Source organism: Nocardia fusca NBRC 14340 (assembly GCF_001618425.1).
Classification (GTDB): Bacteria; Actinomycetota; Actinomycetes; order Mycobacteriales; family Mycobacteriaceae; genus Nocardia; species Nocardia fusca.
Map to the genome: position 1 here is coordinate 181,903 of NZ_BDCU01000030.1, position 12,683 is coordinate 194,585.

The 12,683-nt window shown below is 69.1% G+C and carries 10 protein-coding genes and 1 pseudogene; 5 read left to right on the forward strand and 6 right to left on the reverse strand.

The window, feature by feature from the left end; translation table 11 throughout:
- Positions 1-88: 88 nt before the first annotated feature.
- The 3 genes and pseudogenes from NF4_RS19775 to NF4_RS19785 all read left to right on the forward strand — a co-directional run.
- Positions 89-1,492, forward strand: a pseudogene (locus tag NF4_RS19775) (threonine/serine exporter family protein); the annotation flags it as partial.
- Positions 1,493-2,234: 742 nt separating this feature from the next.
- The gene (locus NF4_RS19780) at positions 2,235-2,921 is read left to right on the forward strand and encodes a biliverdin-producing heme oxygenase (RefSeq protein ID WP_063128956.1); all 687 of its coding nucleotides are present in this window, start codon (positions 2,235-2,237) and stop codon (positions 2,919-2,921) included.
- Positions 2,922-2,989: 68 nt separating this feature from the next.
- Positions 2,990-4,690, forward strand: coding sequence for an FAD-binding dehydrogenase (locus tag NF4_RS19785; RefSeq protein ID WP_232330564.1), 1,701 nt, complete (start codon positions 2,990-2,992; stop codon positions 4,688-4,690).
- Positions 4,691-4,723: 33 nt separating this feature from the next.
- Here the strand turns inward: NF4_RS19785 and NF4_RS19790 are convergent, their stop codons facing one another.
- The 3 genes from NF4_RS19790 to NF4_RS19800 all read right to left on the reverse strand — a co-directional run bounded on the left by NF4_RS19790 (position 4,724) and on the right by NF4_RS19800 (position 7,527).
- Entirely contained in the window at positions 4,724-5,545 is an 822-nt protein-coding gene (locus NF4_RS19790) for an IclR family transcriptional regulator (protein WP_063128824.1), read from the reverse strand.
- A gap of 99 nt (positions 5,546-5,644) precedes the next feature.
- On the reverse strand, positions 5,645-7,063 hold the full coding sequence (locus tag NF4_RS19795; protein WP_063128825.1) for a serine/threonine-protein kinase: 1,419 nt from the start codon (positions 7,061-7,063) through the stop codon (positions 5,645-5,647).
- Entirely contained in the window at positions 7,060-7,527 is a 468-nt protein-coding gene (locus tag NF4_RS19800; protein WP_063128826.1) for a thioredoxin family protein, read from the reverse strand. The genes NF4_RS19795 and NF4_RS19800 overlap by 4 nt, the downstream gene beginning before the upstream one ends.
- 224 nt (positions 7,528-7,751) lie before the next feature.
- Between NF4_RS19800 and NF4_RS19805 the strand changes: the two genes are divergently transcribed.
- On the forward strand, positions 7,752-8,420 hold the full coding sequence (locus tag NF4_RS19805) for a PaaI family thioesterase (protein ID WP_063128827.1): 669 nt from the start codon (positions 7,752-7,754) through the stop codon (positions 8,418-8,420).
- Between the two features lie 117 nt (positions 8,421-8,537).
- On the opposite strand, the gene NF4_RS19810 is transcribed toward NF4_RS19805, so the two are convergent.
- The 3 genes from NF4_RS19810 to NF4_RS19820 are packed head-to-tail and all read right to left on the reverse strand — an operon-like array spanning position 8,538 to position 11,663.
- Entirely contained in the window at positions 8,538-9,710 is a 1,173-nt protein-coding gene (locus tag NF4_RS19810) for a sulfotransferase family protein (RefSeq protein WP_063128828.1), read from the reverse strand.
- 13 nt (positions 9,711-9,723) lie between these two features.
- Positions 9,724-10,500, reverse strand: coding sequence for an SDR family oxidoreductase (locus tag NF4_RS19815; RefSeq protein ID WP_063128829.1), 777 nt, complete (start codon positions 10,498-10,500; stop codon positions 9,724-9,726).
- On the reverse strand, positions 10,500-11,663 hold the full coding sequence (locus NF4_RS19820) for a hypothetical protein (RefSeq protein WP_063128830.1): 1,164 nt from the start codon (positions 11,661-11,663) through the stop codon (positions 10,500-10,502). The genes NF4_RS19815 and NF4_RS19820 overlap by 1 nt, the downstream gene beginning before the upstream one ends.
- 81 nt (positions 11,664-11,744) lie before the next feature.
- Between NF4_RS19820 and NF4_RS19825 the strand changes: the two genes are divergently transcribed.
- On the forward strand, positions 11,745-12,656 hold the full coding sequence (locus NF4_RS19825; RefSeq protein WP_063128831.1) for a helix-turn-helix domain-containing protein: 912 nt from the start codon (positions 11,745-11,747) through the stop codon (positions 12,654-12,656).
- Positions 12,657-12,683 lie beyond the last annotated feature (27 nt).

Here is a 12,683-nt window from a genome sequence, read left to right on the forward strand (position 1 = left end):
GCAAGGAATCTTGGAAGGAGCGACCTCCCAACCACCGATCTCCCCGGACCCCACCGGTTACGCCGACCCTCGGCGTAACCCGTTGCGCCTGCCCGTTCTCACCGGCGCGATCGGCAAGCTGGTCGCCGATCGTCCCGCCACCGCCGACACGATCGTGTCCGCGCCGGCGCCGTTGCAGCCCATCGATCTCTCCGATGACGCCGCGGTCGCCGAGGTGCTGGATCTGGCGGTGCGCATGGGTGAGGTCGTGCTGGCTTCGGGTTCGGCCGTCACCGATACCGAGACCACCGTGCGGTTCATCGCCGCCACGTACGGTCTGTCGGCCTGTGACGTCGAGGTCACCTACAACTCCATCCGCATCTACGCGCATCGCGGCGCGCGGCTGCCCTCGGCGAGCTCCATGCGCGTCGTGCAGTACCGCTCGCTCGACTTCACCCGGCTCGCCGCGGTGGACCGGCTCACCCGCCGGATCCGCCGCGATGTCGTGCCGCCCGACGAAGCGCGCCGGGCCTTGGACGCCATCACCACCGCACCCCACCCGTACAAGCGGTGGACGGCCACCTTCGGCTGGTCGCTCATGGCCGCCGCGATCTCGCTGCTGCTCGGCGGCGGGTTCCTGGTCGCGGCGCTGAGCTTCGCCACCACGGCGGTGATCGACCGGACCAACCGCGCGCTCAACCGGCACGGTCTGCCGTTCTTCTTCCAGCATCTGGTGGGTGGCGCGATCGCGGCAGTCCCCGCGGTCGTCCTGGCCGCCTTCGCCGGGCCACTGGGTATCTCGGTGAGCCCCACGCTGATCATCGCGGCCGGGATCACGGTATTGCTCAGCGGTTTGAGCCTGGTGGGTTCGGTGCAGGACGCGATCACCGGCGCGCCGATCACCGCGGCCGCCCGCATGCTCGAACTGCTGATGATGACCGGTGGCATCATCGCCGGTATCGCACTGACCCTGCGCATCGGCGAAATGTTCGACGCGACGGTGCCGTTGGACCTCAGCCCCGGGCACGGACTGTCGAACCTGCCCGTGCAGGTCGTGGCCGGTGCCGCCGCGGCGCTGGCGTTCGCGCTGGCCTGCTACGCGGAGCGACGGGCGTTGGCCGCGGCCGCGGGCAGCGGAGCTATGGGCACCATCTGCTACCTGATGGTGATCACCGCCGGATTCGGCCCGGTCGTCGCCGCGGGTGCGGCCGCCATCGTGATCGGCCTCGTCGGTGGTCTGTTCGCCCGGCGCGCGCTGACTCCGCCACTGGTCGTGGCGCTCGCGGGGATCACCCCGCTGCTGCCGGGCCTGAGCATCTACCGGGGACTGTACGGCCTGCTCAACGATGAACTCGCGCGCGGCGCGAACCAACTGCTGGCGGCGTTCGGTATCGGCTGCGCCCTGGCCGGCGGTGTGACGCTCGGTGAATGGTTCGACCGGACGGTGCGCCGCCCGCCGATCCTGCGCAAGTTCGGCAACCTGCGCCGCCCGGTGGTCAAGCGCAGGAAGCGGCCCACCGTGAACCTGGGCAAACGGCGTCCGACAGTGAACCTCGGCAAGCGGCGGGCCACGCCGCCGGGCCGCCACCCCGTCCGCGTTCCGGTGCAGCATTCGACCCACGCGGAGACCTCGGTGGATCTGCCTGCCGGTTTCCCCGCGGCAGGGCAGCTACCGCAGGTGCCGAAACTCGCGGTACCGCAGGCGTCCACGCCCGCCGCAGCACCGGTCCCCCGGACCCCTGCTCCGCAGGTTCCGGAACCGACGGGGCGCGGGACGGCGCCGGTACCGGAGTTCGATCGTGGGGCTTGGACGCACGATCTGGACCCGGCGCCGGGGGTACGGCCCGATGTGGCACCGTCGGCACTGCCCACCGAGATGCTGGAAATGCCGGCACTGCCGGCGGCTCTGGTGGGCCTGCCGGGCGGACCACTGGGTGCCACCGAGGACATCCTGCCCACCGAAGCGATGCCGATCCTCGTGCCCGCCGAACCGGCCGGTCTCGCGGAACCGGTGGGAGTGGGCGTGGGCGAGCCGGTGGGTGTCGGCGCGGCGGACGCGCGGCTCGCACCGACCGAACCGCTCCCCGCCGCGCTGCGCCCCGACGGCCGCTGACGGAGGAACCCTGACCGGGCGCCGGAGCCGGTATCGTCGGGGTGTCGACCGCCCGGTCGCGCGGTGTGCCCGGCACACCGCGCGACCGGCGCAATCGGTGCGGGCGAGGTGCCCGCACCGCATTCGCAGGAAGGTGCACTCGATGCCGGACGCCCCCGAGACCGCCGAACCGGCCGTGTCCTCGTTCTCCACCCGGATCCGGGAGGCCACCGCCCGCGAACACGAGGAGGCGGAGAACTCGACCTTCATCACCGAGATGCTGGACGGGTCACTGGGGATCGAGTCGTATCGCCGCTACACCGGTCAGCTCTGGTTCATCTACCGGGCCCTGGAGTCGCATGCCGACGCGCTCGCCACCGACCCGGTGGCCGGCCCGTTCATCAAACCGGAACTGGCCCGCACCGCCGAGCTGGAACGGGACCTGACCCATCTCGCCGGCCCGGATTGGCGTGAAGAGCTCACGCCGCTGCCCGCCACGGCAACCTATGCCGCGCGGATCGAGGAATGCGCCCGGACGTGGCCGGGTGGCTATATCGCCCACCATTACACCCGCTACCTCGGTGATCTCTCCGGCGGCCAGGTGATCCGCGGCAATGCGGAGAAACTGTGGGACCTACCCCGCCGGGGCGACGGGGTGCGGTTCTACGTCTTCGAGCAGATCGGGAATCCCGCGGCCTTCAAACGCGAGTATCGGGCACTGCTCGACCGGATCGGCGTGGACGAGCTCGAGCAGCGCCGCATCCTCGACGAGGGCAAACGCGCCTTCGTACTCAACCGCGCGGTGTTCACCGAACTGGCCGCCGAATTCCCGGCCCGGCGCCCTTCCTGATCGCCGACCGGCCGACCTGGTCATCTGATACATTCCGGCCCGTAGCCACCGTGAGCGAAGGGTGAACCGTGTCCGAAACCTCTGCCGCCGACCCGGTACCGGCCGACGAGTACCCCGTGATCGTCGTCGGGGCCGGGCTGGCCGGTCTCGTCGCCACCTATGAACTGACCAAGGCCGGACACCGGGTGCTCGTACTCGATCAGGAGAACCGCAACAACCTGGGCGGTCAGGCGTTCTGGTCGCTGGGCGGCCTGTTCTTCGTGGACAGCCCGGAGCAGCGGCGACTCGGTATCAAGGACTCCTACGAGCTGGCGCTGCAGGACTGGCTGGGTTCGGCCGGGTTCGACCGCGACGACGAGGACCATTGGGCCCGGCAGTGGGCCGAGGCCTACGTCCGGTTCGCCGCCACCGAGAAGCGCGGCTATCTCTACGACCTCGGCCTGCGGGTGACCCCGCTGGTCGGCTGGGCCGAACGCGGCGGCGCCCTCGCCGACGGGCACGGGAACTCGGTTCCGCGATTCCATATCTCCTGGGGCACCGGGCCGGGCGTGCTCGAGGTGTTCCTGAATCCCGTGCTGGAAGCCGAGCGCAAGGGCCTGGTGCGCTTCGCGTTCCGCCACCGGGTCGACGAACTGCTCGTCCACGACGGCGCGGTCACCGGGGTGCGCGGCAGCGTGCTCGAACCGACCGAACTCGCCCGCGGTGTCGCGTCCTCGCGCACGGTGGTGGGCGATTTCGAATTCCACGCCCGGGCCGTGCTGGTCACCTCCGGCGGTATCGGCCACAATCACGACCTCATCCGGCAGAACTGGCCGGCGGACCGGCTGGGCCCCGCACCGCGCACCATGATCTCGGGTGTGCCCGCCCATGTGGACGGGCGGATGCTCGGTATCTCCGAATCGGCCGGCGCCGCCCTGGTGAACCGGGACCGGATGTGGCACTACACCGAGGGCATCAACAACTGGGACCCGATCTGGCCCGATCACGCCATCCGGATCATTCCCGGCCCGTCGTCGCTGTGGTTCGACGCGAACGGCAAACGGCTGCCGGCGCCGTGCTTCCCTGGTTTCGATACCAATTCGACCATGAAGGCGATTCTGGCGACCGGCTACGACTATTCGTGGTTCGTGCTGACCCAGTCGATCATCGAGAAAGAGTTCGCGCTCTCCGGGTCCGAGCAGAACCCGGATATCACCAGCAAGGACCGGCTCACCACGGTCCGCAGCCGCTTCACCAAGGGTGCCCCGCAACCGGTGGAGGCGTTCAAGGAACACGGGGTCGATTTCGTGGTGGCCGATACGCTGCGCGAACTCGTCGACGGTATGAACGGCCTCGCCCGCGGCCCGCAACTGGACTACGCCGCAATGGAACGGCAGATCGTGGCCCGCGATCGCGAGATCACCAACAAGTTCAGCAAGGACGCCCAGGTGACGGCGATCCACAACGCGCGCACGTTCTTCGGGGACCGCACCGCCCGGGTGGCCAAACCGCATCGGATCCTCGATCCGGCCGCCGGCCCGCTCATCGCGGTCCGGCTCAACATCCTGACCCGCAAAACCCTCGGCGGACTGCAGACCGATCTCCATTCCCGGGTGATGCGACCCGACGGCACTCCGCTGCCCGGCCTCTACGCCGCCGGTGAGGTCGCCGGCTTCGGCGGCGGCGGCGTGCACGGATACAACGCCCTGGAAGGTACGTTCCTGGGCGGCTGCATCTTCTCCGGCCGGACCGCCGGACGCGCACTCGCCACCGCACTGAACCGCGCCTGAACGGACGGCCCGGTCTGCCACGGCCGGGCCCGTCTAGTCCTGCGAGAGCAGCCGTCCCGCCTCGGCGGCCAGTGCCGACAGCTGCCGGGCCTGCCGTCCGGTATCGATCGCCGGGCGACCGGAACCGATCCGGGTGGCCAGCGACAATGCCGCCACCGTGACCCCGCGGCGGCGTACCGGTACCGCCACACAGCCGATACCGGTGACCGCTTCCTCGTTGTCGACGGCGATACCCTGCCTGCTGCGAATCCGCGCCAGCTCCCGGTGCAGTTCCAGCCGATCGCCGATGGTGCGCGGGGTCAGCCGGGGAAGCTGTTCGCGCAGTGAGGTTTCCACCACACCGGGATCCAGGCTCGCCAGCAGCGCCTTGCCCAGCGCGGTGCTGTGCGCCGGTAATCTACCGCCGACCCGGGTCGGGACGGCCGCGCTCTGCCGGCCGCCGGTCTTGTCCAGATAGACGACATCGCGGCCGTCGAGCACCCCCAGATGCCCGACCGACAGGGTGCGCTGGCACAGCTCGTGCAGCAGGGGGCCGATCACGGCCCGTAATTCGTTGTGGCCCGCGGCCAGCCCACCCAGTTCCAGGGTGCGCAGGCCCAGCCGGTAACCACCCGGATAGTGCGCCAGCCAGCGCAACCGGATCATCTGGTCCAGGATGCGGTGGACCGTGGACCGCGGTAACCCGGTGCGTTCCACCAGATCCTGCAGCGTGAGCACGGGCGTCGCCGGCTCGAAAGCGTCCAGGATCGATGTCATCCGCTCGATCATCGACACCGGGGGCGCGGGCCGGGCCGGGGATTGCGCACCCCGCCACGACCCGCCCGGCTCCGGGTCGGCCAGCACCTCGACCGTCATGACTTACCTCCATCGTGCAGCCCGGCCAGCATATGCGCAGCGAACCGCACGGTACCGACGATGTCCCTTTCGGTACCTGTGCGAACCATCACAGGCCGCTCAGCTCGGCAGGAAGGGCGCGTTGAAAACACTGCACAGCCACCGTCCGTCCACCAGCTCCATCACCGTGGACACCGACAGCTCCCGCGTCGTCTCCGCCTCGCCGGCAACCTGATTGACAGTGGTGATCTGCACCTGGACGTCGGCACGGGTGTCGCCGTCGGTCATGGTCGCCGTACAGCTGGTGTTCCCCGCCCGGGAACGCTCCGGGTCCGCGGAGACCAGTACCCGGGCCATCGGCAGCACGGTCGCGGCCTGGCTCTTCCACTGGCCGGTGGCGCCGGCCTGTACCTTCTGCTCCCAGCCCGCCGGGTCGTCGTAGTCGTAGCTCGCGACGAGCGCGGTGTACGCGCAGGCCGCCTGTTCGGCGGCGGTTTTCGCATCGGCGGGAGGTGGCGCGGCCGGATGATCCCCACCGCGCACGAGGCCGGTGAACCAGGCGGTCGCACCGAACACCGCAACCACGACGAGCACCGCGAGCACCGTGAGCAGGCGGCGCCGCGGCGACCGCGGCCCGGCCGGCCCGCCCGCGGCGGGCGACGGAACCGGCACGGTGAGTACGGCCGGCACGGTCACCGCCGGTTCGGTGAGTGCGCGACGCGCGGCCAGCGCCAATTCACCGCAGCCGGAGAACCGTTCGTCCCGGTTCTTGGCCATGGCACGGGCGATGACACCGTCGAATCCGGACGGCAGCCGCGGATCCACCGCCGAGGGCCGCGGCACCGGAGCATTGAGATGAGCGTTGACCAGTGCCCCGGTGGTCGCGGCCGGATACGGCAGGCGCCCGGTCAACAGGTAGTAGAGGGTGCAGCCGAGCGAGTACACATCGGCACGGCGGTCGATATCGGGGCGCATCTCGAACTGTTCGGGCGCCGCGTAGTGGAAACTCGCGTACAACTCGCCGGTGCGCGTGAGGCCGTCGGTACGGTCCAGCGCTTTGGCGATGCCGAAATCGGAGAGGTACACCTGCTGCTGTTCACCCCAGGCCAGCAGAATGTTCGCGGGTTTCACGTCCCGGTGCAGTACACCCGCCGCGTGGGCGTGATCGAGGGCGCGCGCGGTCTCCTCGGTGATCCGCACCGCGTGCTCGGGCCGCACGGGCCCGCGCCGCAGTACCGCCGCCACATCGGTGCCCTCGATGTACTGGATCGCCATCCACAGCCGGCCCTGTTCCTCGCCGCGGGCGTACACGGCGACGATATTGGGATGGGACAGCCGCGCCGCGATATCGGCCTCCCGCAGGAAGCGGGCCCGGACGTCGCGGTCGTCACCGGCGATGGGGGTCAGCAACTTCAGGGCCACGGGCCGCGGCAGGTCACGGTCGCGGGCGAGATAGACCTCGCCCATTCCCCCGGCGCCCAGCAGGCGGTCGATCCGGTAACCGGCGAAGATCTGGCCCGGTTCGAGACCGCTCTTCACGCGGTGCGCAGACCGGGCCAGCCGTACGCCTGCGGTCCGGGCGCGGGACCCGCCCGGCCGGCCGTGGCCGGCGCCTGCGCCGGCGCCGAGGGCGCGGCGGCCGAGGGCTGCGGGATGTTGTTCTCGCGGCGGAACTCGTCGATGTCCATCCAGCGCACCTGCTGGACGAGTTCCTCGAGCTGGTCACCGGGCAGGAATCCGGCCTTCGAGTACACCAGCGTGCCCTCACGGAAGGCCATGAGCCACGGGTACCGATCCACCTGTCCGGCGGCCGCGAGCGCGGGTTCGGCCTCGGCTTCCACAGTGGCGTGCACGATATCGCGGTGTAACTCCGAGGACTCCTCGAAAACCGGTGCGAACCGGGTACACCAACCACACCACGTCGCCCAGAAGTCCACCAGCACTATGTGATTGGTGGACACCACCGTCTGGAAACTCTGCTGCGTCAATGGCGTCGTCGGCATGGTCGTCCTCCTGCGGCCCGACCCCGGACCGCCCCGCGTGCGTACTGGCCCCGTCCGGAATCCGCATACGAACGGGCCCCGGCAGCCGGGAGGAAAGGCGCACTCCCCGACCGCCGATATCCGGCAGCCTACGCGGCCGGGGCGGTGCCGCGCGGCCCGGTCGCGCACCTCATGCGGCGGCCCCGGGCGCCACCCGGCCGCACCTGTGACGATAACGTGTTCTCATGAGCGAAAACGAGGCCGGGAACGTCCTGCCCGATGCCGAGCATCACGAGGGCGGATTCCGGCCGATGTCGGAGTTGATGGAGGCGGTCCGCACTGTCGACACCAGCCGCGGCGGCCCGCACTACGGCGACTTCGTGGAACAGGTGCGCACGCTCATGGACCGTGCCCGGCTGGCGGTGCCGCCGGACGATCTGGTGCAGGAAGCGGCCGGCATCCTGGAGAAGCTGAACGACCGGCTGGGCGCCTATGTCGGCGAGGAATGGGACGCGCCGGGCTGGACCCGGTTCGATCTGCCCTCCCGCGGAAACGTGACCCTGCCGCCGTACCAGGTGGATCGGGTGAACCGCGACGGTGTCCAGGCCCGGATCACCTATCGCACCTTCCACCTCGGCGGTAATGCCGCCGCCCATGGCGGGTACATCTCGCTGGGCTTCGACGATCTGATGGGGTTGGCCGGATCCGCGCATTCCGGGTCGGTGACCCGGACGGCATCGCTCACGGTGGACTACCGGTCGATCACACCGTTGAACAAGGAACTGGCACTGCACGCCTGGGCCGAACGCCAAGAGGGCCGCAAGGTCTGGATCAAGGCCACCCTGCACGACGGTGACCGGCTCTGTGCCGAGGCCCACGGCCTGTTCATCGTATTGAAGCCCGGCCAGCCCTGACCCCGGACGGCCACCACCGCGGAAAACCGGTGGTGGCCGTCCGGATGCCGCGCCGAGCACGGTGAACCGGGCGGGCGGCGCCGGCGATTCCCCGGTCCACCGCCCGCCGGGTGCCGCTCAGACCCGATGGCCACCCGGATAGTGCACGTCGAGGTAGGGCGCGAACGCGGCGTCCACTTCCTCCGGTGTCAGTCCGAAATCGTCCAGCGAGTACTTGTGGACGGGCCGGGCCGCCCCCGAGGTGGATTCACCGTGCAGAGCAGTCATCTGCTCCCGGGCGGCGTCGGTGAACTCGATCCCGAACCGCGTGTAGATCTTCTCGACGGTGCCGATCGGATCGGTCACGAAATCCTCGTAGTACACATCGCAGAACTGCGCCGCCGGATGCTTCTTCCGGTCCTCGAGGAAGGTTTTCGCACCCCGCGACCACAGTTCCAACTGCGCGGCGCCCACCACGGGTCCGCGGAACTTCTCCGACCAGCCCGCCGTCGCCTGTTCGTTCAGGCTGCACACCGAGGCGACGATGGTGCGCGGCACCCGGTGCATCTGGATCACCAGCGCGTCCGGATAGACGGCGAGCAGCGCGTCGAGGGCGAACAGATGGCTCGGATTCTTCAGCACCCACCGCCGGCCGGGGTCGTTGAGGCCGATCAGTTGCAGATTCCGCCGATGCCGGGCGTAGGCCGGTGTCCAGTCCTGTTCGCGCAGCCATTCCGAGTAGCGGGGTAGATAGCCCAGACACTCGTAGGAGACCGACATCGCCGACTGCCGCAGCAACTGCCAGCATTCCTCCACCTGGTCGGCGGAGATATGGTGCACACCCATGAATTCGGGATGCTCCACATGATGCTTCTCGTAACCGGCCTGCAGACGCGCGAACACCGGGTTCTGTTCCCAGGTCTCTCGCGGCGGGCGGGGCTGCGGCATCTCGGTCAGCCACATCTCCAGGCCCTGGTGGCCGGGGTCGGCGGTGAGCAGTCGGTGCACCGCCGTGGTACCCGAGCGCGGTAGCCCGGTCACGAAGATCGGCCGTTCGATCGCGATCTCGGCATGCTGCGGGTATTGCTTCCAACCGGCTTCGCTCAGGGCCCGGGCGATCAGGGCGCCGCGCAGCAGCGCGCGATTGACCTTGTTGCCGAACGGGGTGAGTTCGGCGTCGTGCTCATAGGATTCCAGCAGCACCGACAGGCCGGTGCGGTAGTCGTCGTCGCCGAAATCGTCGAGTCCGACCACCTTGGTGGCGGAGGCGTGCAGATCGTCGATGGTCCCGACGTCGTCCCTGCCGATCATTTCTACTTACTCCTCAGTGGTGGAATTCGCCGCAGTTCACGTCGAGACAGGTTCCGGTGATCGCCCGCGACATCGCGGAGGCGAAGAAGACGACCGCGTCGGCGATCTCATCGGGTTCGGGCAGCCGCCGCAGGTCGATATCGGCGGCGGTCTCGGTGTAGATATCGTCCGCGCCGACCCCGCGTTCCTGGGCCAGGTAGTCGAAATACCATTTCAGCGTGTCGGCCCAGATCCAGCCCGGTGCCACGGAATTGACCCGGATACCGCGCGGTCCCAGTTCGGTGGCCAGGCTCTGCGCGAGCGCCAGCAGCGTGGTCTTGGCCATCTTGTAGGGGCCGTAGGGCTGCCGGGAGTGCCGCAGCACCGCCGAATTGATCATCACCACCGAGCCCTTGCTCTCGGCGAGGGCGGGGGCGAACAGGCGGGTCAACCGCAGCGCGGCGAAGACGTTGGTTTCCAGGTTGGTCCGCAGATCGTCGAAGGCCACCTCGGCGAGGTCGACCATCGGCGGCATGGCGAAGGCATTGTTCACCAGCGCGTCGACCCGGCCGAACTCCGCGTGGACGGCACCGACCAGATTCTGTGCGGCGGCGTCGTCGGTGATATCGGTGGGCACCACCAGCGCGCGCCGGCCGAGTTCCTCGACCTGGGCCGCGACCTTGCGCAGCCGCTTCTCGGTGCGCGATACCAGCACCACATCGGCACCTGCCTTCGCGCTCTGCAGCGCGATCGCCTGCCCCAGCCCCGGGCCGATCCCGGAGACGACGACGACCTTGTCCTGCAACAGCATCAGCCGAGCATCCTCTCCGCCACCGCGGCCTGCCGACCGGCGATCCGGATCTTCCAGTCCTGCGGGGTGATGCGCGATTCCTTGTAATAGGGCAGCCGGTCGGGCAGTTCGTCGAAGGACACCAGTTCCACGGTCGGCCCGTCCTCGGGTGTCATGTCCCGGGACAGCCGCTGCCAGCGGAACTGCAGATAGGCGCGATCGTGGCCGGTGCGTTCGATCCAGTTGATCAGGCCCGGATCGCGTTCACTGATCACCAGCCGGATCATCCCGTCCGGGTCGACATTGGCCTGGTCGGCGTTGAGGCTGGTCTGGTGGTTGATGTAGTCCAGCGACAGGTACCACATACTGCCGAGCTGGAAGCCCTGGTAGGGCGCGTCGGATTTCGGCACGGTCAGGATCATCACCTGGTCGTCGGTGAGGTCGTAGTGACCGACCGAGGAGAACTGGGTGGACAGCCCGCCCGGGGTGCGCCGCGGTTCGGTCATGGTGTTGACCGGCAGGTTCAGATAGAACCATTCGGGGAAGGCCAGGAAGGTCTTCAGCCGTGACACCAGCATCTTGCCCGCGACCTCGTAGCGTTTGGCCATCAGGTCGGAGGTGAGGGCCGGCGGGGCGGAACCGACGGTGTCGACCCGGCTGATGCGGACGGTGCCTGCCTTCTCGCTCGCCCAGTCGCCATAGACCTCGCGGACCGCGAGCATGGTCGAATCCGCGGCCAGCCGGATGTGGTTGCGGCCGCCCGCGCCGGGGCCCAGGGTCAGTTCGTAGCTGCCGTCGGCGGCGATATCGATGGAGCGGTCGTCGAAGGCGGTCTCCCCACCGGGGACCTCGGTCGGTGAGTAGTTGCCGTTGAGTACCTGGAAGCTCAGGTCACGGGTGGTACCGCGGGTGCCGGTGACCACGTACTCGGCGTCGGGCCGCAGGTTGGCGTGCCAGTAGAGGGTATCGGGGTTGTCCAGGCCCATCTTGGTGTAGGGCCCGGTGGATTGGACGAAGAAGGGAAAGTCCCGTTCGAAGGCCCACGACATCTGGATCGCGGCGCGGATACTGCCCGCGAGGTAGTCGTAGCCCTCGGCGAGATCCTGTGCGGTGCGGATATGCGGGGCATTCTTGATGATTTCCTCGGCGGCGGCGATCGATTCCGCGAACGGCTGGGTCAGCACGATACTCCCGGTGTTCCATATATGTACCGCCCTGGTACATTGCGATACCGAGAAGATTAGAACCTGTTCTAGGAGCGGTCAATGTCAGCAGGAATATCGGAGGTTCGCGAAGTCGGCAGGCGCTCCGCCCCCACTCAGCGCGTGGTCCAGGTGATCGACTATGTCGTCGCCCGGCGCGGTCGCCGGACCGGACTCTCCGAAATGGCACGCGACCTGGGCCTGGCCAAACCCACCTGCCTGGGCATCCTCACCGAGCTCACCGCGGCCGGCTACCTCATCCGCGATCCACGCACCCGCGAATACGGCCCGGGCCCGGCCCTGATCGCCGCGGGGCGGGTGGCCCAGCAGAGTTTCTCCATCGCCGCGCTCGCCCACCCCGAACTGGAACGACTGAGCGCGGCCTACGGCACCACCTGCACCGCCTCCGCGGTCGTGGGCGAGCGGATCAGCGTCCTGGACAGCGCCGGCCCGGCAATGGTGCAGGTGGGGGCCACCTACCGGTTCGCCCCGCCGGTCGGGCTCATGTATGTGCTCTGGGACACCGAGGCCGCTTTCGACGCCTGGCGCAGCACCGCGCCGACCGTCCCGCTGCACCAGGACGAGACCCTGCTGCGCCATATCGTGGCCGAATGCCGCAAGCGCGGCTACCTGGTGGAGAGCATGACCGGCGCGGGCCGCCGCCTGTACTCGCTGCTCGCGGGGGTGGCCGGGCACGATCTGCCCGAGGAACTGCGCACCGCGGTCGCCGAGCTGGTCAGCACCCTCGGCGAGCGGGTCTACCTGGGCTCCGACCTACGGCCGCGCAAAGAACATCCGGTGAGTCTGCTCGCCGCGCCGACCTACGACGCGGACGGCCGCCAGCAACTGGTGCTCACCATGTACGTCGGAAAACCGATCACCGGGGCGGAGATCGCCCGCCGGGGCGCCGCTCTCGTGGCCGCCGCCGACGCGGTCACCGCCGCGGCGGGTGGGCGACATCCGGCAAACCGTTGACCGCGCATAGAAACGTGTTCTAGTTTT

Excerpts from the sequence above, each read along its gene's own strand:
- NF4_RS19805 (WP_063128827.1), top strand. The coding sequence starts at position 7,752 with ATGAGCGAAAACGAGGCCGGGAACGTCCTGCCCGATGCCGAGCATCAC.
- NF4_RS19810 (WP_063128828.1), bottom strand. The coding sequence starts at position 9,710 with ATGATCGGCAGGGACGACGTCGGGACCATCGACGATCTGCACGCCTCC.
- NF4_RS19780 (WP_063128956.1), top strand. The coding sequence starts at position 2,235 with ATGCCGGACGCCCCCGAGACCGCCGAACCGGCCGTGTCCTCGTTCTCC.
- NF4_RS19800 (WP_063128826.1), bottom strand. The coding sequence starts at position 7,527 with ATGCCGACGACGCCATTGACGCAGCAGAGTTTCCAGACGGTGGTGTCC.
- NF4_RS19825 (WP_063128831.1), top strand. The coding sequence starts at position 11,745 with ATGTCAGCAGGAATATCGGAGGTTCGCGAAGTCGGCAGGCGCTCCGCC.
- NF4_RS19815 (WP_063128829.1), bottom strand. The coding sequence starts at position 10,500 with ATGCTGTTGCAGGACAAGGTCGTCGTCGTCTCCGGGATCGGCCCGGGG.
- NF4_RS19790 (WP_063128824.1), bottom strand. The coding sequence starts at position 5,545 with ATGACGGTCGAGGTGCTGGCCGACCCGGAGCCGGGCGGGTCGTGGCGG.